Annotated in this window: 19 protein-coding genes; 17 read left to right on the forward strand and 2 right to left on the reverse strand. The window is 40.5% G+C overall.

Annotation, left to right across the window (positions count from 1 at the left end; genetic code table 11):
* Positions 1-182 precede the first annotated feature (182 nt).
* Genes ESV24_RS01275 through ESV24_RS15565 form a run of 6 tightly spaced genes read left to right on the forward strand, consistent with a single transcriptional unit; the run spans position 183 to position 3,721 of the window.
* Positions 183-1,577: a pyridoxal phosphate-dependent decarboxylase family protein gene (locus ESV24_RS01275; protein WP_170227853.1), complete on the forward strand. Its 1,395-nt coding sequence runs from the start codon at positions 183-185 to the stop codon at positions 1,575-1,577.
* Positions 1,574-2,791, forward strand: coding sequence for a BaiN/RdsA family NAD(P)/FAD-dependent oxidoreductase (locus tag ESV24_RS01280; RefSeq protein WP_111813657.1), 1,218 nt, complete (start codon positions 1,574-1,576; stop codon positions 2,789-2,791). Before ESV24_RS01275 ends, ESV24_RS01280 begins: the two co-directional genes overlap by 4 nt.
* Positions 2,792-2,850: 59 nt before the next feature.
* On the forward strand, positions 2,851-3,096 hold the full coding sequence (locus ESV24_RS01285; RefSeq protein WP_111813659.1) for a hypothetical protein: 246 nt from the start codon (positions 2,851-2,853) through the stop codon (positions 3,094-3,096).
* Complete coding sequence (locus ESV24_RS01290; RefSeq protein WP_111813661.1) at positions 3,086-3,355, forward strand: type II toxin-antitoxin system RelE/ParE family toxin; 270 nt, start codon at positions 3,086-3,088, stop codon at positions 3,353-3,355. The genes ESV24_RS01285 and ESV24_RS01290 overlap by 11 nt, the downstream gene beginning before the upstream one ends.
* A gap of 1 nt (position 3,356) precedes the next feature.
* On the forward strand, positions 3,357-3,527 hold the full coding sequence (locus tag ESV24_RS15560) for a DUF1697 domain-containing protein (RefSeq protein ID WP_111813663.1): 171 nt from the start codon (positions 3,357-3,359) through the stop codon (positions 3,525-3,527).
* A gap of 50 nt (positions 3,528-3,577) precedes the next feature.
* Complete coding sequence (locus ESV24_RS15565; protein ID WP_262510029.1) at positions 3,578-3,721, forward strand: hypothetical protein; 144 nt, start codon at positions 3,578-3,580, stop codon at positions 3,719-3,721.
* Positions 3,722-3,764: 43 nt separating this feature from the next.
* On the opposite strand, the gene ESV24_RS15705 is transcribed toward ESV24_RS15565, so the two are convergent.
* Positions 3,765-3,920: a hypothetical protein gene (locus ESV24_RS15705; protein WP_487246608.1), complete on the reverse strand. Its 156-nt coding sequence runs from the start codon at positions 3,918-3,920 to the stop codon at positions 3,765-3,767.
* A 122-nt stretch (positions 3,921-4,042) separates the two neighbouring features.
* Here ESV24_RS15705 and ESV24_RS01310 point away from each other — a divergent pair, with 122 nt between their 5' ends.
* The 6 genes from ESV24_RS01310 (at position 4,043) to ESV24_RS01340 (ending at position 11,387) form a co-directional block, all read left to right on the forward strand.
* Complete coding sequence (locus tag ESV24_RS01310) at positions 4,043-5,092, forward strand: T9SS type A sorting domain-containing protein (RefSeq protein WP_111813669.1); 1,050 nt, start codon at positions 4,043-4,045, stop codon at positions 5,090-5,092.
* 173 nt (positions 5,093-5,265) lie between these two features.
* Entirely contained in the window at positions 5,266-8,046 is a 2,781-nt protein-coding gene (gene acnA, locus ESV24_RS01315; protein WP_111813671.1) for an aconitate hydratase, read from the forward strand.
* 80 nt (positions 8,047-8,126) lie between these two features.
* Entirely contained in the window at positions 8,127-8,405 is a 279-nt protein-coding gene (locus tag ESV24_RS01320) for a hypothetical protein (protein WP_415501059.1), read from the forward strand.
* A gap of 138 nt (positions 8,406-8,543) precedes the next feature.
* A complete protein-coding gene (locus ESV24_RS01330) occupies positions 8,544-9,611 on the forward strand; it encodes an NADH:flavin oxidoreductase/NADH oxidase (RefSeq protein ID WP_111813674.1) in 1,068 nt (355 codons plus the stop codon).
* 5 nt (positions 9,612-9,616) lie between these two features.
* Entirely contained in the window at positions 9,617-10,630 is a 1,014-nt protein-coding gene (locus ESV24_RS01335; RefSeq protein WP_111814110.1) for an LLM class flavin-dependent oxidoreductase, read from the forward strand.
* 94 nt (positions 10,631-10,724) lie between these two features.
* Positions 10,725-11,387 carry an HAD family hydrolase gene (locus ESV24_RS01340; protein WP_111814111.1) on the forward strand — a complete coding sequence of 221 codons (663 nt, stop codon included), beginning with the start codon at positions 10,725-10,727 and terminating at the stop codon, positions 11,385-11,387.
* Here ESV24_RS01340 and ESV24_RS01345 read toward each other — a convergent pair.
* The gene (locus ESV24_RS01345; protein ID WP_111813676.1) at positions 11,384-12,865 is read right to left on the reverse strand and encodes an exonuclease domain-containing protein; all 1,482 of its coding nucleotides are present in this window, start codon (positions 12,863-12,865) and stop codon (positions 11,384-11,386) included. The two genes, ESV24_RS01340 and ESV24_RS01345, sit on opposite strands and share 4 nt — an antisense overlap.
* Before the next feature lie 310 nt (positions 12,866-13,175).
* Between ESV24_RS01345 and ESV24_RS01350 the strand changes: the two genes are divergently transcribed.
* From ESV24_RS01350 to ESV24_RS01370, 5 genes are all read left to right on the forward strand, one after another.
* The gene (locus tag ESV24_RS01350) at positions 13,176-18,140 is read left to right on the forward strand and encodes a T9SS type A sorting domain-containing protein (protein ID WP_111813678.1); all 4,965 of its coding nucleotides are present in this window, start codon (positions 13,176-13,178) and stop codon (positions 18,138-18,140) included.
* Between the two features lie 182 nt (positions 18,141-18,322).
* Entirely contained in the window at positions 18,323-19,099 is a 777-nt protein-coding gene (ku, locus tag ESV24_RS01355) for a non-homologous end joining protein Ku (RefSeq protein WP_111813680.1), read from the forward strand.
* Between the two features lie 2 nt (positions 19,100-19,101).
* Entirely contained in the window at positions 19,102-21,525 is a 2,424-nt protein-coding gene (gene ligD, locus ESV24_RS01360) for a DNA ligase D (RefSeq protein ID WP_111813682.1), read from the forward strand.
* A 235-nt stretch (positions 21,526-21,760) separates the two neighbouring features.
* Positions 21,761-23,611 (forward strand): tetratricopeptide repeat protein, encoded by a 1,851-nt coding sequence (locus ESV24_RS01365; RefSeq protein WP_111813684.1) that lies wholly within the window; start codon positions 21,761-21,763, stop codon positions 23,609-23,611.
* 131 nt (positions 23,612-23,742) lie between these two features.
* Positions 23,743-24,519, forward strand: a complete 777-nt coding sequence (locus tag ESV24_RS01370; protein ID WP_111813686.1) for a DUF1206 domain-containing protein — start codon at positions 23,743-23,745, stop codon at positions 24,517-24,519.
* Positions 24,520-24,616 lie beyond the last annotated feature (97 nt).

Consider the following 24,616-nt stretch of genomic DNA (forward strand, 5'->3'; position numbering starts at 1 on the left):
TAAAGTTTTACTGCAATTGACCAAATAATTTATTCAATGCCTTGGCTTTTCGTCAAGGCATTTTTTATTGGTTTAAAGCCTGAATTCCTTTGTTAAAACCGTAATTTTGCACTTTCAAAATAATAAAAAACAAACACGTGAATATTCAGAATAAAGCAACATTGGAGTTGAGCCAGGAGGATATGAAAACCTATGGCTATGAAGTAGTTGATGCCATTGTTGAACACTTTGCAACACAGAACGAAAAGTTACCCGTGGTTTCGGGTTCTAGGGAAGAAATGGAGCTATTGTTTCTTGAAGATGCGCCAGAAAAACCAAGCGACCCGCGCGAAGTTTTAAACTTTGTTTTGGAAGAAGTGATGACTAAAAGCAACATTGTTTCGCACCCAAAATCATATTCATTCGTGCCGGGGCCCAGCAACTACATTAGTGCAATGGCAGATAGCTTAACGGCTGGCTTCAACATATTTTCTGGGGGTTGGCAAGCTTCTCCAGCTGCTGCCGAAATGGAAATAGTAACCATGAACTGGCTCTTAAAAATGTTCGGCTTTCCGCAGAAAAAAGGTGGTGGAATTTTTACAAGCGGTGGTTCTATGGCAAATTTAACGGCTTTGGTTACAGCGCGCTCAGTAAAATGTGGCGATGATTTTAGCAAAGCCATTATCTATCTTTCAGACCAAGCGCACTCTTCAAACATAAAAGCAATCCGCGTACTTGGTTTTAGAAAAGAGCAAATCCGAATTATTCCAACCGATGGCGAATTCAAATTTTCACTAAATAAATTAAAGAATGCCATTGCAAAAGACCGTTTGGAAGGTTTACAGCCTTTCTGCTTGATTGCAACTGCAGGAACTACAAACACAGGAACGGTTGATCCACTTTCAGACATAGCGAAAATCTGTAAAAAAGAAGACATTTGGTTCCATATTGACGGTGCTTACGGCGGTTTTGCAATTCTTGCCGATGATGGAAAACAACTTTTAAAAGGAATTGAAAAAGCTGATTCACTTACAATTGACCCGCACAAATGGTTTTTTCAGCCTTATGAAATAGGATGTCTTTTGATAAAAAACCACAAATGGCTGAAAGGAACTTTCACTGAGAAACCTGAATACCTCCGCGATATTGAAGGCAACACTTCTGAAATAAACTTTTACGATCACGGGATTGAATTAACGCGTCGTTTCCGAGCTTTGAAATTTTATATGTCAGTGAAAACATTTGGCATGGGTGAATTCAGAAAGGCAATTACCTATAACGTAAAATTAGCGGAAGCCACCGAAAGTTTTCTTCGGAAAAGTTCCAATTGGGAAATCATTTCGCCAGCTACTTTGGCGGTAATCAATTTTAGATACAACCCGATTGGCAACAAACTTTCAGAGAAAAAACTTGATGCGCTGAACCAACGCATATCTAAAAATGTAGTAGATTCTCAACAAGCGTTGTTGGTAACTACGGTGCTCAACAAACAAGTTGTATTGCGTATGTGCTTGATAAACCCGCGCACCACGCTTGACGATGTAAAAGAAACCATCGCGCTCTGCGAATCTTTTGCAGAAGAAAAAGTACCCGCTTGAAACAGGCCGATGTTATAATAATTGGCGGCGGCGCAGCGGGTTTTTTCACAGCAATTAATGCTGCGGAAATAAATCCCAATCATAAAATTATAATTCTCGAAAGGGGAAAAGAAGTGCTTACCAAAGTAAAAATTTCTGGCGGCGGACGCTGTAATGTGACTCACGCAGAATTTATTCCGAACCAATTAATCCAAAACTATCCCCGAGGCGAAAAAGAACTTTTAGGTCCATTCCATACCTTTATGACGGGCGATACCATTGATTGGTTTGAAAAAAGAGGAGTAGAACTGAAAATTGAAGAAGACGGCAGAATGTTTCCGGTTTCAAATTCTTCACAAACTATTATTGATTGTTTTCTTTCTGAAACGAAACGTTTTGGAATTGATGTTCTTCTGAATCAATCTGTAAAAACAATTCAAAAAGAGGTGGATCATTTCATAATAAATACAACCACGGATACTTTTTCCGCAGAAAAGATTGTAGTTGCCACAGGAAGTAACCCAAAGATTTGGCAATTACTTGAAGCTTTGGGACATACCGTTGTTCCTGCCGTTCCATCGCTTTTTACATTTAATATTAAAGATGGGCGGATTGTAGATTTGCCCGGATTGAGTACTGATGCATCCGTGAAAGTGCTGGATGGGAAGGGGAAAACGATTTTGGAAAGTAGCGGCCCGCTGTTAATTACCCATTGGGGACTGAGCGGACCAGCAATTCTGAAACTTTCGGCTTGGGGCGCGCGGGTGTTGGAGCCTTTAAAATATCATTTCAATATTGAAGTGAATTGGTTGAATAATCTTTCCGAAGAAGATGTCTTGGACGCTTTGAAGGAATTGAAGAATGAGCAGGGAAAGCAGACTATTTTTAAATACGCCCAGTTCAATTTGCCAAAACGCCTTTGGCAAAGTATTATTAAAGCTGCCGGAATTGACGAACGCCTAACTTGGGCAGAAGCTACCCGCGAAAATCTTCAGAATATTGCAAACCAACTGATTTCTTCAATTTTTGAAGTTACAGGAAAAAGTACTTTCAAAGAAGAATTCGTAACGGCCGGCGGTGTAGATTTAAAGGAAGTAAACTTCAAAACTTTCGAAAGTAAAATCTGTAAAAATCTCTACTTTGCTGGCGAAGTGCTAAATATAGATGCCATTACGGGCGGCTTCAATTTTCAAAATGCGTGGACTAGTGGCTTTATTGTTGCGAAAAATTTGTAGTTCCCCCTTTGGGGTTTAGGGGGCTATGTTATATATTTGATATATATAATCTATATACAATGGGAAAGACAAAAAAATTGATCGAGCTGGATGATAAGGCTATAGCTATTCTTGAAGAACAGGCAAAACTCCAAAAACGTTCCTTAAAAAATTATCTTGAATTTATGATTGAGGATAGGGCGCTAAACTTTAGGGAACCTTCGGAAGAATATAAGGCTATGATGGATGATATGCTGGAAAGACAAAAAAATGGCACCTTAGAAACTATTCCTTATTCGGAAATCCGAAAGAAATATGGATTTTGATTTAGAATTTTCTCGGGAGGCTGATATTGAATTTAATACGATTGATTGTTTTTTTGGTGCAATAGGTATAGGTGAGAGATTTCATAAAGATTTTCACTTGCAGATGATTCGGATACAATCTAATCCATTTCAGTTTCAAGTGCGTTATGCAAATATCAGGATTGTTCATTTAAAGCATTTCAAATACTCTATCCATTACAACATCGTTGATAATACAATAACTGTGCTTAGAATTTTAAGCCAACAACAATCCTATTAATATGAAAACCTATGTCGCCCTTCTCCGTGGCATTAACATTGGCGGACATAAAAAACTGAAAATGGCCGACCTTAAACTTCTTTTTGAAGTTTTGAGATTTGATAATGTGGTTACATATATACAGAGTGGAAATGTGTTTTTTTCTGCGAAGAAAGAAAAGGGTTTTTCTTAAAAATCTCAGAGGAAATAACGAAGAAGTTTGGTTGTGAAGTTCCAGTGCTTGTGAAAACGGCAGATGCGATTGCTAAAATTTTAGCGGTTTTTCCTTTTGAGCGAGCGAAGAAGGAAGAAAGTTATTGTATGCTGCTTGCCACACCGCCCAAAAGGGAATTTATAGAGGCGATTAGGCTACAAAAAAGGCTATAATCTTTTGCAAGTATAGCCTTTAACATATATTTTATCCAATTATTTAAGATTGGGTTTGTGTCACTTCATCATATTTTAATTCAACTTTTTTGTTCCTTTTACCGTATTCAACTATTACGGAATTATCTTTTAGTCCTATGATTTTCCCGTCCACGATTTTTCCATTCTTTGTGAAAACAACCGCATCCCCAATTGCCAATTCTGAGATTTGGGTTTATATTAATTGCTAAACAAGGTTTTTTTCTTTTCTGCAAACAAAAAGTGATGACATTTCATACCCTCGCTCGATGTGTGGTTATAATCCTTTAAAAACCATAAATCATGAAAAAAATTATTTTCTTTTCCGTGCTATCAATTTCCTTGTTTGCCCAAAATATTTGGGCGCAAGATTTTCAGAATAATTTTAGAAGCGTTGCTTCCCATGCATATGTGCAAAATTCATTTGGGGAATACGGAACTGTTCCACTTGCCGGACCTTATTATCCACCAGACAATGTAATCTCCACAAATACATTTACCATGCTTGGTGGCGATTTTAATGATGAAGATGTTTTGTACGTTATTGTATATATTGATCCCGATTATTTATTGGGAATTGTTGAATTAAATACAGGGACAGTAAATTATGCGGCAACGCTTTCTGGGGTAGTTGCTCCACAATTTTTATCTCAGCTATCCTACAATTTTACCAATGATACCTATTATGTGCTTAGTCATGACCCAAATAACAACACGGGCACGCAGTTTTATTCCCTAAATATCAATACGGGTGTTTTAACTCCTATAGGCTCGGGGACAGGCTTGGCTAATGGTGTGGCGATGGAAATTGATAACAACGGTATTGTTTACGCCGCAGATGCCAACACGGGCAATCTCTATACAATTGATATTAACACAGGTTTGGGGACAGTACTTGGCAATATGAGCCCTAATGGATTCTACCCTGTACAGAGTGGTTTATCAGTAGATCGTAGTACCAATGTAATGTATGCTTCTCTGCCTTATAGAAATGGTGTGATATGGAATCAATATTATACAGTAGATCTCGCCACTGGTACACTTACTCATCTGGGTCAAGGCTTATCGCGAAGAAATAACCTTTTTGCCATTGCAAGTGATAATTTGGGGATTAATGATACTTCTTTAAATAGGTTAAGTGTGTATCCAAATCCGGCATCTAGTGTTATACATATTTATAATCCCAATGGAATTGTTCTCAAAACCGCAAAATTATACGACGTTTTGGGAAGGGATACAGGAGCTACACTTGAAAATAGCGAAATGAATATTGAAAATCTTACCAAAGGAATGTACATGCTTCAGCTGGAAACTGAAAATGGTGCTACTACAAGAAAGATAGTGAAGGAATAGTTTTAAGTTTTTGAATGTGAGGGGAAAGAGCTTTCGGGATGTTGTGAAACCGGAGGCTTTTTTTATTGAAGAATATTTGCCCAACCAACCTGTTAATGCCCTGTTAAACAAATTATGTACCGCTTCAACACGGTATTTATTGCGTAATTTTAATTGTCATAAAATATTCAGCCATGCAACAAGACATCTACAGCCTCAAAAAGACCCTAAAAACCACAACAGAAGAACTTACATACTACAGCCTTCCAGAACTTGAAAAACAGGGGCACAGTATAAAAAAGATGCCTTTCTCAATTCGAATTCTTCTTGAAAACGCGCTTCGTAATTACGACGATTTTTCGGTGACAAAAGATCATTTGGAATCAATATTAAATTGGAAGCCTGAAAAAAGCGAAAAGGATGTGGCCTTCAAACCTGCGCGTGTTCTGATGCAAGATTTTACAGGTGTTCCGGCGGTTGTTGATATTGCATCTCTACGTTCGGAAATGGCGCGAAAGGGCGGTGATGCTTCAAAAATAAATCCATTGATTCCTGTGGATTTGGTGATAGACCATAGTGTTCAGGTAGATTATTTTGCGGCGCAATACGCCTATCAGCAAAATATGGAAGAAGAATACAAGCGCAATAAAGAGCGCTATACTTTTTTGAAATGGGCACAGAAATCCTTTGATAATTTCAGCGTGGTGCCCCCCGGAATGGGCATTTGCCATCAAGTGAATTTGGAATATTTTTCCAAAGGAGCTATTGCCCGAGACGGTATGGTTTTTCCCGATACGCTTGTGGGAACTGACAGCCACACCCCGATGGTAAACGGAATTGGCGTAGTAGCCTGGGGCGTCGGCGGAATAGAAGCCGAAGCCGCAATCCTCGGCCAGCCCATTTATTTTATCAGCCCCGAAGTAATTGGTTTAAAACTCACCGGAAAACTTCCGGTTGGAACAACGGCAACCGATTTGGTGCTTACTATTGCCAACTTGCTTCGTAAATACGGTGTGGTAGGGAAATTTGTGGAAGTCTTCGGTCCAGGAGTAGGCCACCTTTCCGTGCCGGATAGAGCGACCATTGGAAACATGTCGCCAGAATTTGGTTGTACCGTTACCTATTTCCCAATAGATGATAAAACGCTGGAATATATGCGAAGCAGCAACCGAAGCGAAGAACAAATTCAGTTGGTTGAAGATTATTGCAAGGCCAATATGCTATGGCGAAAAGATGAAGACGAAATAAATTATACTGATGTTTTGGAACTGGATGTTTCAACAATTGAACCAAGCGTTGCAGGACCAAAAAGACCGCAGGATAAAATAGTTTTAAAGGACTTTAGGGATAAATTTGTGGAACTGCTGGATAGTGGTTTTGACAGAAAATACATAAAACCTTCCGAGCGCGAAGAAGCCATAACCCGTTGGAGGGAGGAGGGCGGAAGCCAGCCTGTAGACCCTCCGAAAGAACCCAGCCCAGATGTTGAAATAGAGACAAAAACCAAGAACGGCCTAAAAACGGTTTGGATTTCCAATGGCAATCAAAAATATATGCTCTCTGATGGTTCCGTAGCCATTGCGGCCATTACTTCCTGTACAAATACCTCAAACCCATTTGTAATGATTGGCGCCGGTTTGGTTGCCAAAAAAGCACGCGAAAAAGGAATAGATGTGAAACCTTGGGTAAAAACATCGTTGGCGCCAGGATCCAAAGTAGTGACAGATTATCTTGAAAAAGCAGACCTTTTGAAAGATTTGGAAGCCTTAAAGTTCCACTTGGTTGGCTACGGCTGTACTTCCTGTATTGGGAATTCAGGACCGTTGCCTCCGCAAATTTCTAAAGCTGTTGAAGAGCAGCAACTTGTTGTAGCCTCGGTACTTTCGGGAAACCGGAATTTTGAAGCGCGAATCCATCCACAAGTAAAAATGAACTTTTTGATGTCGCCAATGCTGGTCGTTGCTTTCGCAATTGCAGGCCGGGTTGATATAGATTTGACCACGGAACCACTGACTTGCGATCACAACGGAAAAGCTATTTTTCTAAAAGATATTTGGCCTACTGATGATGAAATTCACGAAGTGATGAAGAAAGTGCTTTCCCCAAAAGATTTTGAAAAAAATTATGGTGAAATATTCGAAGGCAACGAAATATGGCGAAATCTGGATGTTCCGGATGATAAAATTTACAAATGGGATGATGATTCAACATATATTAAAGAAGTTCCATTTTTCCGAGATCTTTCCGATGAACCTAAAGATTTGAAGAATATTGAAGGCGCTCGAGCCCTTTTGGTTTTGGGCAATAGCATTACCACCGACCATATTTCCCCAGCGGGAGCGTTTTCCGAAGATTCCGCCGCAGGACAATATTTGATATCGAGAGGGGTGGAAAAGAAAAACTTCAATAGCTACGGTTCTCGCCGCGGAAATGATGAGGTTATGGTTCGAGGAACTTTTGCAAATGTTCGCATCAATAATCAGTTATCAGATAAAGAAGGCGGCTACACCACCCATCTTCCATCGGGCGAGGGAATGACGGTTTATGAAGCAGCCCAAAAATATATAAAAGATAAAACCCCACTCATAGTTTTGGCCGGAAAAGAATATGGAAGCGGCTCCTCCCGCGATTGGGCTGCCAAAGGCACCTTTCTTTTGGGCATAAAAGCCGTTTTGGCAGAAAGCTATGAACGCATCCACCGAAGCAATCTTATAATGATGGGCGTTTTGCCGTTGGAATATTTGGAAGGCGAAAGCGCAAAATCGCACGGTTTGAGCGGAAAGGAATATTTCAGCATTACAGGCATTGAAAAGGATTTAACCCCTTCAAAAAAAGTGACCGTAACTGCCAAAAACAGCGATGGTAAGGAAATTGAATTCAAGGCAATTGCAAGGCTGGATTCTCCAATTGAAGTTGCCTATTACCAAAATGAAGGGATTTTACAATATGTATTGCGACAGTTTTTGAAAAAATAAATTTCATTATTCATTATTCATTATTCATTATTTTGATCCTACTCGTCCGCCCAAAACTACTCCGAAAAAACTTCAACGGAATGACCCTTTGGCCTTTTGTAGTAGTAAAGCATCATTTGATGAAAGAGGACATGGTTTTCTTAAACCACGAAAAAATTCATCTTCGCCAGCAAGTAGAATTGTTGATTGTTTTTTTCTATTTGTGGTACGGACTTGAGTTTTTATATAGGTTCATTCAGTACAGGAATCGTTATAAAGCTTACAGAAACATTTCGTTTGAAAGGGAAGCATATCATCACGAAAGCGACCAGTTCTATTTAAAAAAGCGTAAACCCTACGGGTTTTTCAAATTTTTATAATTTTTCAACTATCAACTATCAACTATCAACTATCAACTATCAACTATCAACTATCAACTATCAACTATCAACTATCAACTATCAACTATCAACTATCAACTATCAACTATCAACTATCAACTATCAACTATCAACTAAATGAGCATTCTTTTTTCCCCCCTAAAAATAAAAAATACAACCTTCAAAAACCGAATGGTCGTTTCGCCAATGTGTATGTACAGCAGCGTTGACGGTTTCGCGAACGATTTTCATCTCGTCCATTTGGGAAGCCGTGCCGTTGGTGGTTCGGCATTGATAATCCAGGAAGCAACTGCCGTTTCGCCCGAAGGAAGAATTACTCACGCCGATATGGGCATTTGGAAAGATGAACATATTGAAAAGGCGAAACAGATTGTCAACTTTGTTCATTCACAAAATGCTTTGATTGGAATTCAATTGGCGCACGCCGGACGAAAAGCCAGCTACCAATTGCCAAAAGATGGAGCCAGAAAAATAGCTCCCGAGCAAGAGAATGGGTGGCAAACAGTTTCCGCTTCGGCTTTGCCATTTCGGGAAGGTGAACCAGCTCCCGTTGCATTGGATGCCGCTGGAATTGAAAAAGTAAAAAACGATTACGTTGCCGCCACCCATAGAGCCGAAAAAGCAGGCTATGATGTTGTTGAAATACACGCTGCCCACGGTTATCTGTTCCATCAGTTCTATTCGCCTTTGGCCAATGAACGCACGGATGAATACGGCGGCAGTTTTGAAAATAGAATCCGTTTTTTATTGGAAGTTACAGAAGTAGTCCGAAAAGAATGGCCCAATGAAAAACCACTTTTCGTTAGAATTTCAGCCACAGATTGGACCGAAGGCGGATGGACTATTGAAGATTCGGTAAAACTTTCAATTAAACTGAAAGAGTTGGGTGTGGATTTAATCGATACTTCTTCCGGCGGAAATGTTCCAAAAGCAACCATTCCCAGCGAGCCGGGCTATCAAGTTCCTTTTGCGGCACAGATTAAAAAAGAAGCAAATATTTTAACCGGAGCTGTTGGACAAATAACAACTGCCGAACAATCCGAAGAAATTTTAAAAGAAGGAAAAGCGGACTTGATTCTTTATGCCCGCGAAAGTCTGCGACAACCGTATTTCGCTTTACACGCCGCAAAAGAATTAAATGTAGATGTGGAATGGCCACTACAGTATGAAAGGGCCAAAATATGAGCAAAATGAATAAAGAAGAAAATTTAAAAAATATCCCTTTTTCTGTTTTGGATTTGGTTCCCGTAATTCAAGGAAGCACCCATAAAACCGCAATGGAAAATAGTCTTGCTTTGGCACAGCACGCTGAAGAACTCGGCTACAAACGCTTTTGGATTTCCGAACACCATAATGCCGAAAGCCTTGTAAGTAGCGCCACCCCGTTGCTTATCGGTTACATAGCCCAAGGCACAAAAACCATTCGTGTAGGTTCGGGAGGAGTAATGCTCCCAAACCACGCACCTTTGGTAGTTGCTGAACAATTTGGAACGCTTGCCACTCTTTATCCGAATAGAATAGATTTAGGGCTCGGTCGAGCGCCGGGAACGGATCAGCAAACTGCTCGTGCTTTACGGCGCGAACGTGCTGAAACCGTAAATGATTTTCCAGAAGATGTACAGGAACTTGAAAAATATTTTTCAAAAAATAACACTCACAGTCCCGTTAGAGCTATTCCCGGGGAAGGATTAGAAGTGCCTTTGTATCTTTTGGGCTCAAGTACTTATAGTGCGCAATTGGCAGGCGCGCTAGGTTTGCCTTATGCTTTCGCCAGCCACTTTGCACCAACCCACCTCCACGACGCCTTGAGTTTATACCATAGCAATTTTGAAGCTTCCAAACAACTCACAAAACCGTATTCCATGGCTTGCGTAAATGTAGTGGTTGCCAATACCGATGAAGAAGCTGAATGTTTGGCAACGAGCATGAAACTTTTTATGTTGAATATAATCCGAAATACTAGAAAACCTTTACAGCCACCGATAGAAAATATTCAAGAAATTTGGAGCGCTATGGAAGAAGCGCATATTTCGCAAATGATGCAATATTCCTTCGTTGGAAGCAAAGAAACGGTGCGTGAAAAACTAACTAATTTTGTAGCCGAAACACGAGTAAATGAAATTATTGCAGTAGCCCATATTTATGACCAAACAGCACGCTTACGCTCTTTTGAACTTCTTTCGCAATTAAATAAAGATATTTAAGAATTTGGAAATCAATATTGAAAAATCCAACAATCCAACAATCCAAAAATCCAACAATCCAATAATCTATATTACCTTCGCAAAAAAAAGAAAAATGCTAAAAGCCGTACTTTTTGATATGGATGGCGTCATTGTAGACACCGAACCGTTGCACAGGAAAGCCTATTTCAAAATGTTTGAGGAAGTAAATATTGACGTGAGTGAAGCACTTTATGATTCTTTCACGGGGCAGGCAACCTTGCCTATTTGCAGAACACTTTGTCAGCATTTCAGTATTTCCGAAACCCCTGAAAATCTTGTTTCAATAAAACGGAAACACTTTAAATATCTTTTTGAAAACGATAACGAACTAGCGCTTTTGGATGGCGTTCATGAACTTATAAAAGATTACCACGCCAATGGACTTACCCTGATCTTGGCGTCTTCGGCCTCTATGCCAAACATCAACCGGATTTTTGAACGCTTTGATCTCGACAAATATTTCAATGCGAAAATAAGCGGCGCCGATTTAAAAGCATCAAAACCTCATCCCGAAATTTTTATAAAAGCTGCCGAACTTGCCAATGAGCACGGAGATAATTGTATGGTAATTGAAGACTCTACAAACGGTATTGCCGCTGCAAAAGCTGCAAACATTTACTGCGTAGGTTTCAAAAGCCCCCATTCTGTTAATCAGAATTATAGTAAAGCAGATAGGGTAATTATGAGTTTTGATGAGATCTTGTTTTCCAAGCTGACAGATTCTTTTCCAATCTAAAGGGTCTCACCCCAATGCGCAAAAACATCCTCTTTACTATCAGTTAAAGCACTCTTTTTCATCGTATTAATTCTATGGTTCGCAAGCTGAAGAGGCTTTTCAAAATAAACCAAATTCCGTTCCCCATTCTTTTTAAGATGACTTCTAATAATAGCATGGGTGTGATAACTAGCTTGCTGCAATTTCATAAAAGGTTCGTAATCTTCAATAGTACAAATAGAATCGCTACGGTCAAAAAAGCCGAAACCTCTATATTGTCCATCAACAACTAGTGCAAAAGCAATTTCGCCTTCGGTTCGCCCTTTTCCCTGTATTGCAAAACTCAGATTATTCTCTTTTAAAGATTGAATTGCGGCTTGCACCTTTAGGTTGTATTCTTCAACAGTTTCGGTTTCTTCACAAATGCCTTCACAGTTTTTTATGCGGTAATGTGAGCATTTTTCAGAACTGCTCTGCAAAGCACAAAAGCGCGGACAAAGCTTAAATATTTCGCAAATTTCCTCTAGTTTCTCAGTAGCTTCAGTTCTATTGTAAAATGTGCTTACAGAATCGTGGAGCACTTTCGTTTTTCCCAAAGCCAGTTGAATTACCCCGCGCTGGTTTTCATAGCTTATAATCTGGTAGGTAGTGGCCGGCCATTTCTGCGCCCGATTGTATTTTGGGTAATGCTTTCTAATGTGTTCAGATTCTACCAACAGAGCCAGCAGTTCATTTCCTGTAAGTTCATAATCTATAAAGTGTGTTTCCTGACCAAGATGGTATTCCTTCGTTTTTTTATCGTAGAAATGAGAAAGCACACGCTTTTTTATATTCTTCGCCTTTCCCGCATAAATTACTTTATGTTTTTGGTTTTTGAAAAGATAGATCCCGGCTTCCTCCGGCAGTTCCTCTATCTGCTCTGCAGGTAAATGGGGTGGGAGGGTGGCCTGTTTGGAAAGTGGGTTTAAAAATGTATTGATTACACTCAAATCTTCATCAAGCGAAAGCAATCTTTGAAAAAGAATTACAGTAGCATCTACATCGCCCTCGGCGCGGTGCTGATTTAAGTGTGGAATATTTATGGAAGAGCATAGTCTTCCTAAGCTATACGACAGCAAGCCCGGAATCAATTTACGCGAAAGCCGGACGGTGCAAAGTTTTTTACGGTTGTAATGCTGCCCCAAAAGACGAAACTCGCCGCGGATTACGTTATAATCAAAGCTAACGTTATGCGCCACAAAAATGGTGTCTTTTGTAAAACTCTCTATTCTTTCAGCAACTTCAATAAACCGGGGAGCATCCGCGACCATTTCATTGTCAATCCCTGTAAGCGCAGTAATATGCTGTGGAATATCCCGCTCTGGATTTACAAGAGTGGTATATTTATCAACCACTTCGCCATTCTTCAACAGGGCAATACAAATTTCTGTAATGCGATTACCGGCAATGCCACCGCCGGTGGTTTCTACGTCAATAATTGCGAAAAGTTGTGAATGCATCTATGGTTTTTGCTGGGAATACAAATGTAGAAAAACATATTTAATTTCGTTGGAATATTTCCTGCTAAATGGAAATAATCCAAATATTTATGATGAAAATACAGCACTCAGAATTCCACTCATCGTTCTTTTTTAAATTTTATCGTAAGATTGCGATTACAATATCTATATTTTTTAAAATTTAAAACCTTAAAAAACAATTGTTTGATCGATTGATGATGAAGTTGAAAAAATTTATACGTACTACTACGTACAGAACTTTTAACATAATATTATATTTTAGCCGCTTTTTAACTTAAACCCCAAATCGATGAAAAAAATTCTACACACACTTGTTGTGTTGATTCTTGCAATGGTTGTTCTTCCTTTGCAAGCACAAACTTACACTTTTACAAATGCCGGAGCATCCGGCAGCAACGGCCCCACACAAGGACAGGTAAATGCAGCTTATACAGCCACAACCTTGGATGGTCAAGTTACTATAAATACGCAGGGTATTCAAGAATGGACGGTTCCCTCTAGTGGAGAGTATCGTATTCAAGTAATAGGATCAACAGGTGGAAACCAAAATGAAACTACAGTTTCAGTTGGACATCCTGCCGATATTAGCGGCGATTTCACTTTAACAGCAGGTGAAACTCTCAAAATTTTAGTAGGTCAACATGGCCATTTGGGAAGCACGCGTCCGGGTTGGGGCGGTGGAGGTGGTTCATATATCACTCAAGCAGACAATACCCCTTTGGCAGTAGCTGGAGGCTGTGGATCTGGCCATACTTCTCTTACAAATCAAGGTCTTACTGAACAAAATGCAAACACGGGTACTAGTGGAAAAAACGGATCAGCAGGTACAGGTACTTGGCCAGATGGCTTTGGAGCTACGGGAGGTCAAGGTGGAGATGGTGCAGGATTGTTAGGTAATGGAACTGTTGGTAATAATCAAGTTTCAACACCTCCTCCTGGAATAACTGTTCACACTGTTCCACAGGCTTTTATAAATAATGGAGCGGGCGATGAAGTTGGCGGCGGCTTTGGCGGCGGCGGCGGTGTTACAAATACGTATGGCGGCGGCGGCGGCGGTTATAGCGGCGGTCAAGGTGCTGTAAGTTTTCCTTTTTTTGGCGGCGGTGGAGCATCTTATAATAATGGTGTTAATCAGATAAATATTTTAAGTTCTAATGATGAATTTACTATGTCCCATGGACAAGTAATAATAACCTTATTAAATGCTCCTCCAGTAATTACCTGCCCTGGAGATATTACAGTTTCTAACGACCCAGGTATCTGTGGTGCAGTAGTAAATTATACAGTAACAGCAACTGATGCTGAAGATGGTGTATTAACCCCAACGCAAACAGCAGGTCTTCCTTCTGGCTCAGAATTTCCGGTGGGTACTACAACCAATACTTTTGAAGCTACCGACAGCGATGGCAATACAGTAACTTGTAGTTTTGATGTAACAGTAAATGATACAGAAGCACCGGTAATCACTTGCCCTGGTGATATTACACAGGATAATGACCCTGGTATTTGCGGCGCAGAGGTAACTTATACTATTCCTACTGCTACTGATAATTGTGGTTCAACGTCATCAAATATCTTATTTGTTTCAGACAACGGAGATGCAAGTGAAATTGAAACGGCTCTTACCTCTGAGGGATATACTGTTACTGCAGTGTACAATGATTTTTCAGGAGGAGATAATGCCACATTACAAGGGTCATTGTCATCGTATGAACTTATCTATTGGCACGCCTCAGGTGCAAATGGTTCTGGAGAAACACATAATTCATCAACTTTTACAAACTTAGATGCTTTCGTAGCTAATGGTGGAAATGTCTTTGTCACCGGATATGACGTAATTGTTAGTCCAGTAGATATTAACCTAATCACCTTTTTGGGAGGTACCTCATCAAATGACGTTGGTCCGTCGAATGGAACATTAATTGGTCCTAATAGCATTACAGCTGGATTTGCTGATACTACAGGAATGAGCTTAATTGCTCCAAACGGAGATCAAGATAACTTAAACGGATTGGCTCCCACAGTAACTGTTGTGCTCCCAGGGAGTGCCCCAGGTGGTGCTGAGTGGGGAATTAATGATGTGCCAGGTGGAGAGATTGCCTGGGTGTCATCTGGACAATTTGCAGGATCGCCTTTTCCAGCATGGACCACTTTAGGTTCTGGATACCACGAGGCGCTATTAAATTTTGCATTTAATTCCTCTTCACCAACCATTAATGTAGTTCAAACTGCCGGTTTGGCCTCGGGAGAAACATTCCCAATCGGCACTACGACCAATACCTTTGAAGCAACAGACGCAAGTGGAAACACAACCACCTGCAGTTTTGATGTTACAATAAATGATAACGAAGCTCCTGTTTTTGCAGATATTTATGGAGATGGAACTTTATCTAATCCTTTTACTTCCATACTTCCAGAGATAGTTGGAAGTGTACCAACTGGAACTTATTACTTTAGTTATAATGGTAATACTTTCCAAGGAGCATTGGACAACGATACTGATGGTGGTGGATGGTTAATGATCCTTAACTATGTGCATCAAGCAGGAGATAACTCAAACCTTCAGGTAAGAAATACAGATCTTCCGCTATTAGGCGCATCCATATTGGGAACTAGCGAAGCAGCTTCACCTTCTTGGGGTCACTTTGGAAATGCATTGGCTGCCGACATCGATTTTGCAGAAGTGCGTTTCTATGGACAAACCTCAAGAGATCCAAATAATATAATTGATTTCACTACAGACTATTCCGCAGTTTTGGACTATGTGAAAACTGGTAATGGTAGTTTTTCTGGAATAAATAATCCTTCAAACTATACGCTGGGAGCAAGTCATAATGCTTCAATTCCACAAAATGCTCCGGACTTCTTTTCAAATGAAGGAGATTTTGCTTTGACCAATTTTCCTTTTTGGAGAGCCGGACAGGCACACTGGGGAATTAGAGGTTTAGGAAATCGTTGGGAAGTCGATGATTTTGAAAATAATAATTTTAGTACCATTCATCGTGTTTGGGTAAAAGGTGATCTTTCTCCTTCTGCCAGTATTGAAAGTACTTCAATCACAGTACAGCTTGACGCATCAGGAAACGTAACCATATCGGCTGCCGATTTTGGATTAACGCCTACCGATAATTGTGGTGTTGTAACTCAAACATTAAGTATGACTGATTTCGACTGTTCAAATGTTGGAAGCAATACCATTCAATTAACGGGAACAGATGCAGTTGGAAATGAAACAATAATTGATGTTATCGTTAATGTTGAAGACAATGTTCCACCAGTAGCAAATTGCGCCGCACCGTTCACCATCCAACTGGATGCCAACGGAGATGCAAGCATCACGGTTGCTGATATTGAAAATGGCAGCACCGATGCCTGTGGTATTGCGAGCACCACGATAGATATTACCGACTTTACCTGTGCCGATGTAGGACCAAATACAGTGACTTTAACGGTAACAGATGTAAACGGAAACACTTCAACCTGTACCGCTGTGGTAACTGTTGAGGACAATGTGGCCCCAGTAGCCAATTGCGCCGTGCCATTCACGGTTCAACTTGATGCCAACGGAGATGCAAGCATTACGGTTGCTGATATTGAAAATGGCAGCACCGATGCCTGCGGAATAGCGAGCACCTCGATAGATATTGACACCTTTGACTGCAGCAATGTAGGCGCAAACACAGTGACACTAACGGTAACCGATGTAAACGGAAACACTTCAACCTGTACCACAACAGTAACGGTAGAGGACGGTATCGCTCCAACAGTAATATGCCCAGCGGACATTACCGCCAATACAGATGCGGGCAACTGTTTTGCAACGGTAAGTTTCTCTATGCCTATAGCATTGGATAATTGCGGTGTGGATACTGTGGTGCAGACAGCAGGACTTCCAAGCGGAAGCCAGTTCCCAGTAGGAGTGAATACTATTGAGTTCACCGCCACCGATGTAAACGGAAACACAAGCACTTGTAGCTTCACCATTACGGTAGTTGACAACGAGGCGCCATTGGCCGTATGCCAGAACATCACCATCCAGTTGGATGCCAATGGAAACGCAAGTATTGTTGCGGGCGATGTTGACGGCGGAAGCACAGACCAATGTGGTGTGGCAAGTATCGCGATTGATGTGAACACTTTCGATTGTTCCAATGTTGGCGACAACAATGTTGTATTGACGGTAACAGATGTAAATGGAAACACAAGCACCTGTACGGCAATCGTAACGGTAGAAGATATAACCGCACCTGTAGTTGCTTGCCAGGATATCACGGTAGAACTAGACCCAGTAACAGGAACAGTTACAATCGCGGGAACAGATATTGACAACGGCAGTACAGATGCCTGTGGCATCGCCAGCTATGATCTTGACATCGATACCTTCGACTGCTCTAACATCGGCGATAACATGGTAGTACTAACGGTAACCGATGTAAACGGAAATACCGAAACCTGTACAGCAATCGTAACGGTAGAGGACAATACAAGTCCAGTACTTGTTTGCCAGGACTTCACAATTGAAATTGGAGCGGACGGAACTGCTACCCTTGATCCAAGTGATGTGATAGCAAGTAACGATGATGCCTGTGGTATCTTTACGGTAGCAGTGGACATTACGGAGTTCAGTTGTGCGGATATCGGTACGCCGGTAACAGTACAGATTTTCAGCCAGGACAACAATGGGAACCTTGCTACCTGTACCGCAGTGGTAACGGTTGTTGACAATCTTGCACCAGTGGTTAGCTGTCCAGCAGATCAAACAGTTGATCCTGGAGCTGGCAACCTGTTTTATATTGTTCCGGACTATTTTGCAACGGGCCAAGCAACGGCAGTCGATAACTGTACCGATCCCGTAACAATTACAAGCCAAGACCCAGCAGTTGGAACAGCTCTGCCTGATGGCACCTATACAATTACCCTTACTGCCACGGACGAATATGGCAACACCGGTAGCTGTAGCTTTGAGTTAACGGTAGATACGATACTGGGAGCTGGTGATAACAACCAAAATCTTGGAAGCATCGCAATGTATCCTAACCCAGCAAAGGGTTATGTAAACATCGGCAACCCACAAAGCCTTGAGCTTGAGAGTGCAGATATTTACGACCTAACGGGAAGATTGGTACAATCATTCAATTTAAAGGGAATGGCAACTGCCAAGACCTTAAATGTAGATAACCTTGCTGCCGCTACCTATGTAGTGATTATCAAAGGCAAAAATGGTCAGATAACCAAACGCCTGTTAAAGGAATAGTTTTCTTTTTAAATAATTATAAAAACCCCTTGTGCTATTTGCACAAGGGGTTTTGTTTTTTTATAATTTCATAATTCCCCCTCAATACCTAACCTTATATACTAGAAAGCTATGGTTAAAGTATCGTGAAATTAGCTGCGTTTTTCATACTTTAATTCTAATTTTAAAAGAAAAAGTAAACAATGAGATCAATATGGAATGGCTCGATAAGTTTTGGCCTAGTATCAATCCCCATAAAAATGTACAGTGCTTCCGAAGATAGGAGGCTGGATTTGGATATGCTGGACGTGCACGACAATGCCCGCATTCGCTATAAACGCGTAAACGAAGACACTGGCAAAGAAGTGGAGTGGAAAGATATTGTAAAAGGTTTTAAGAAAGATGATGCTTACGTAATTCTTGAAAAAGAGGATTTTGAAATGGCGAATATGAAAAAGAGTAAAACCATCGACATTGAAGAGTTTGTGGAAGAAGCCGAAGTAAACGATCTACTCTTTAAGAGCCCGTATTTTTTGGAACCGCAAAAGGAAGGTGGAAAAAGTTATAATCTGCTGCGCGATGCCCTAAAAAAAACAGGCAAATTGGGCGTAGCAACTTTCGTGATGCGACAGAAAGAACAACTGAGCCTCATCGGTGTCTATAAAAATGCTTTGGTACTTCATGTTATTCGCTTTGCGGAAGAAATTCGCGACCCAGCCGATTTAAAATTGCCGTCCACCAAAGTTTCAAAAAAAGAGGTGGATATGGCTCTTTCTTTAATCGAGAACTATACTACCGGTTTTAAACTCGATAAATATAAAGACGTATACAACAAACAGTTGATGAAGATCATTAACAATAAAGTATCGGGCAAGAAAACGCGCTCGAAAAAAGTGGACACCACTCCAACGCAAGCAGACGATTTGATGGCAAAACTGAAAGCCAGCCTTGAGCGCAAAAAGAAATCTAAAGCTTCTTAACCGTGGCGCTAGACGAGTACATAAAAAAGCGCAAGTTCAATGAAACAACGGAGCCAAAGGGTGATCTGGATAAAAACGACGCACACCGTTTTGTAATCCAACGCCACCAAGCGCGAAGATTGCACTACGATCTACGGCTGGAAATGGAAGGGGTGCTCAAAAGTTGGGCAGTGCCAAAAGGACCATCAATGAACCCGCGAGATAAAAGACTGGCAATAATGACCGAAGACCATCCAGTAAAATATCTCACCTTCCACGGTAGCATTCCCAAAGGTAACTACGGCGCGGGCGTTATGGATATTTGGGACGATGGCATCTTTCGGATTATGGAAAGCGAGGAAGGTAATGATCCCCTAAAACAACTTAAAAAAGGCGATCTCAAAATTGAGTTCTTCGGAAAAAAAATAAAAGGCGCTTTCGCTTTGGTACATACCAAACGGGGAGAGAAACAAAACCAATGGCTGCTCATCAAAAAAAAAGACAATTATGCCACCGATCTGGAATACGATGCTGAGGTTTTTTTATCGGACACTCAAGGAACCAAACCCGGAAAGATAAAACCTCTCAACCCAACTGAATTAATAAAACCGATGCTCGCCAGCCCAGCGAAAAAGATATTCAGCGACCCAGACTGGGTGTTTGAACTTAAATGGGACGGCTATCGCGTTTTGGCAAACATAAACGATGGTGAAGTAGCCATATATTCACGTAACGGAATTTCATATAACAGTAAATTCGCATCCATAAAAAATGAATTGCAAGCCATTCCGTACGATTGTATTTTGGATGGGGAAGTGGTAATTGTAGACAAAAGCGGTACGCCAGATTTCCAAAAACTTCAAAAATACGATGCTGAAAAAACCAAGGGCCAACTTCGGTATTATGTTTTTGACCTACTTCACTTGAACGGCCACGATACAATTTCCCTTCCGCTTTTGGAACGAAAAAGCCTGCTTCCCGAAATTTTGGATGGTTTGGAAAACGTTCTTTTCTGCGATCATATTGAAGCTATGGGCCCTACGCTCTACAAACGGGCAGTTGAGGCGGGAATGGAAGGTGTAATTGCCAAAAAAGCCAATTCCCTCTACACACCCGGTTATCGAAGCGAAAATTGGTTAAAAATAAAACACAGTAATACGGAAGAAACCATAATCTGTGGCTACACAGATTCCCAAACGGGCGGTTCTATTTTTGGATCCCTAATTTTGGGAATGTACAAAGAAGAAAAACTCACCTACGTTGGTAATTGTGGGACAGGCTTTTCAGCTTCGGAACAAAAAGAGCTTTTGCAAAAACTGCAAACGCTGGAAACAGAAACGAATCCCTTTGGTAAAAAAATTTCGCTTAAAGGAAGAACGCCACATTGGGTAGCGCCAAAACTGATCTGTGAGATAAAATTTTCAGAATGGACTAAAAGCGGGCTTATGCGCCATCCCAGTTACAAGGGACTTCGAAATGATAAGAATTTGGAAGAAGTGGTGCCGCAGCAATCAAAAAAGACTAATGCAAAAGGTGCCAAAAATAGTTCATCACATTTGCAGGTGGGAGATATTTCTGTGCCATTATCAAATCTTGAAAAAGTATATTGGCCCGATGCAGGATATACTAAATACGATTTGATTGACTATTACCTCAATATTTCTGAAATAATTTTACCTTATCTAAAAGACCGTCCACAAAACCTACACCGTCATCCCAATGGCATCAATAAACCCTCTTTCTATCAAAAAGATAACGATACCCTGCCAGATTGGGTAGAAACTGTGCAAATTTATTCCAAATCCTCCAAAAAGGAAATTGAATATCTGCTCTGCCAAAATGAGGCCTCACTTTTATACATGGCAAATTTGGGATGCATAGAAATCAACCCGTGGAACTCTCCCATAAACCAACTTGAGAACCCGACATATACGGTAATAGACATAGATCCTTCAGATAAAAATAGTTTTAAGGAGGTAATAGAAGTGGCGTTGGCAGCAAAGGAAATCCTAGATTTGGCAAAGATAAAAGGCTATTGCAAAACCTCCGGCTCCAGCGGAATACATATTTACATTCCACTGGACGGAAAATACGGTTACGATGAGGCGCGTGATTTCACCAAATTGCTCTGCTATTACATTCGCGAAAAACTGCCAAAACTAACCAGTATGGAACGAGCAGTAAAGAACCGCAAAGACAAAATCTATTTGGATTATCTCCAAAATCGACGTGGCCAAACCCTCGCGGCTCCCTATTGCGCAAGACCAAAACCTGGTGCCCCCGTGTCCGCCCCCCTTTCGTGGAAAGAGGTGAGGCCGGGTTTACAAATTTTGGATTTCACTATAAAAAATATGCCAGAGAGAATCCAACAAACAGGCGATTGGTTTAAACCCGTTTTGGGTAAGGGAATTGATATGGAAGCCGCAATTGACGAGCTCTCCCGATAGAAACTGCAAAACAGCCGCAGTCTTTAAAATATGGGAAAACATAAAAAGCGCTATTACCCCCATTTCTCGTACCAGACTTCGTTGTTGATCTATCCTAACAGGTTCGCACTTCGTTTTTTGTAGGTCGTCATTTTCTAACTCACCACATTTTTTCCTCTGAGCTAATCTCTCTTCGCCCATCCCTTTTCGCCAAAAGTCATAAGAATTATCCTATATTTATGCCCTGATCCTACTTATGAAAAAAACAATTCTTATTGCCCTATTCTTTTGCCTTTTTATGGCTTCCCATTCACAAACTCCCGAGATAGAAAAACTCAACCAACAGATAGAAAACAATTTTCGCACAAACCCCGATTCTACAAAAATCTATTTGATTCGTTTGCTGCGTTATTCTTCAAAATTGCACGATACGGTAGTAGGCAAAACATATAGCAATATAGGCATACAGTATAACAAATTGGCAGTTCCAGATTCCGCGGAATTCTATATGAAAAAAGCGCTGGAATACACTGAAGAATACCCTTTGTCGCACGCCAGAATGTATATAAACCTTGCCATCAATTATCGAATCGGTTCGCGTTATGACGAATCATTGGAAGCAGCAGAAAATGCCATCATTTGGTATAAAAAGGCAGATAACAAAGAAGGTGTGGGCATAGCTTATGGCGAAATGGCTTCCAACTATAATTATATGATGGATAGCTCCAAAGCACTTAAATATCTCAAAAAAGCTATTGCTATTCTTACAGAAGTAGGCAATAAAAGAGATTTGTATATAGTGAAACAAAAATTGGCAAACCTATATTATAACAACGCGGACTACGCTTTTGCTAGAGATTTATACGAAGAAATTCTACCGGTATTTGCAAAAAATAAGGGCACCAATTATTATGTTACTCTTTTAAGTTATGCAGATTGTTTGATTAAACTGGAAGAAAATTATAAGGCCGCCGAGGAAGCATTAAAAGAAGTAGAAAGCGGTTTTCGGGCAATGAACCATAAAGAATATATGTGGATAGGCGTGGGCAATCTCGCGCAAGTTTATAGGGCTACCGGTAAAACACAAAAAGCACAAGAAGCATTTCAGAACGCCTATGAAGGATTATATCAGCTAGACTCCCCTCGCTTTATGGAGCTAAGCGTAAAATACTTAGACTTTTTAAACAGCCAAAAACAATACGCTAATGCCCTAAATGTAATAGACAGGGTAAAAGCCACGGCAAAATCGTCTAGGCTTAAAATGAATGCCGATAACGAAATAGCCTTCTTAAAACAGGCTGTTTCTACCTATAGCCAAGAAGGAATGGTAGAAAATTCTTTGCAATCTTTTGAGCGTATGGATTTCTTGAACGATTCACTCAACACCGTTATCAATCAAGAGAAGTCAATGGAACTTCAGGAAGCTTATCAAAACGATCTGCAGCGCGAGAAAAATCTTGTATTGACAAAAAACAACGAACTTTTGGTTGAAAATAACAGTACAAAAGATAAAATGCTAATGCTCAGCATAGCTAGTTTTATGCTTATACTTATTATTGGGTTTTTTCTTTTCAGGTCGAATAGAAACAAGCTAAATCTGCAACGTGAATTGGTAGCAAGTTTAGAAAACTCCCAAAAGGTTTTGAAAGAGAAGAACACTTTGGAAAGTGAACTGCATCTGGAACAGGAAAGAACTTTGGCCAATAAGGAAAAGGAACTGGTACAAGTATCTTTAGAGATGTCTGATGTACAAAACAGAATATTAGATCTTATAGAAAATCGTGAAAATCCCGAAAGCTCAGAATTATTTGTCACAAAATTGACGGAGCTTCTGGGTCAAAATAATTATTGGAAATACTTTAAGGGCAAATTTGTAGAAGTACATCCTATTTTCGCCTCACAGCTTTCCCAAATGTTTCCCACTCTTTCAGATAGTGAAGTGGCTTTTTGCTGCATGTTAAAACTTCAACTTTCCACCCAGGAAATCGCTTCCCTAATGGGTATAAGTCCGGACCAGGTAGAATCGAAGAAAACAAATCTCCGAAGAAAAATAGGAATGGAAGATAACATTTTAGCCTTTGAAAAACTAATAGACCACCTGGAGTAAAAATTCTAAATCCCAAATCCCAAATTCCAAAACCCGAATTCCAACCAACAACCATCAACCAACAACCATCAACCATTTTTAATTTTCTAATCGTAACTTTGTATATTAAGTGCCTAGAAACAATCGCGCGCATGAAAAAATCATATAAAACAATCGCCAACATAGGCTTCATCTCCAAAGGCATAATCTATTTGGTGATTGGCGTTCTGTCACTTTTGGCAGCTCTTAATATGGGAGGTGAGAGTTCTGGTACTAGCCAAGCGCTCAACTTTTTGGAAAAGCAGCCCTTTGGGCAGTTATTGTTGCTGCTCTTGGGTGCCGGCCTGTTGTGTTACTCCTTTTGGATGTTCTTTCAGAGCATTGCGGATCCGGAAAATATTGGTACGGACGGCAAGGCATTAATGCGCCGCTTCGGCCTCTTCATCACAGGTTTTGTGTACACCTTCATAGCCATACTTACATTTTACCATTTGTTTACGTTAATGGGTAGTGGAGATTCAGCTATTTCATATATAGATTTTCTTGGCCCCTCCTTAATCTCCATTCTCTTTATTATTATAGGCGTGATTTTAGGAATACAAGCCGCGGTTTTAATTGTCGGGGTCTTTAAGGGCGGTCTGCTAGATCAGTTTAATCTGGAAGGTGCAAAGTATTCACGGTATGTTAGGCGTCTAGGTATGTTTGGCTTTTATGCTCGTGCTTTTGTGGTGGCAATCATTGCCTATTTCTTTTTACGCGCAGGAATTTACAGTGGCAGTAACAACATAAAAGGCATACAAGAGGCCTTTGCCTTCTTAGACCAATCTACGTTCGGTAGAATCTTAATGGCCATTACCGCTATAGGTTTTGTATCTTACGGAACCTTTTATGTTTTTCTTTCACACTATCGCAGTTTCGAGAAAAAATAATTTCCCACCCAAAAATCCAAAAATCCAAAAATCCAACCATCCAAAAATCCAACCATCCAACCATCCAACCATCCAACCAACTAAAAATCCCGCACAA

It is taken from the genome of Aequorivita lipolytica (genome assembly GCF_007997135.1).
Lineage (GTDB): Bacteria > Bacteroidota > Bacteroidia > Flavobacteriales > Flavobacteriaceae > Aequorivita > Aequorivita lipolytica.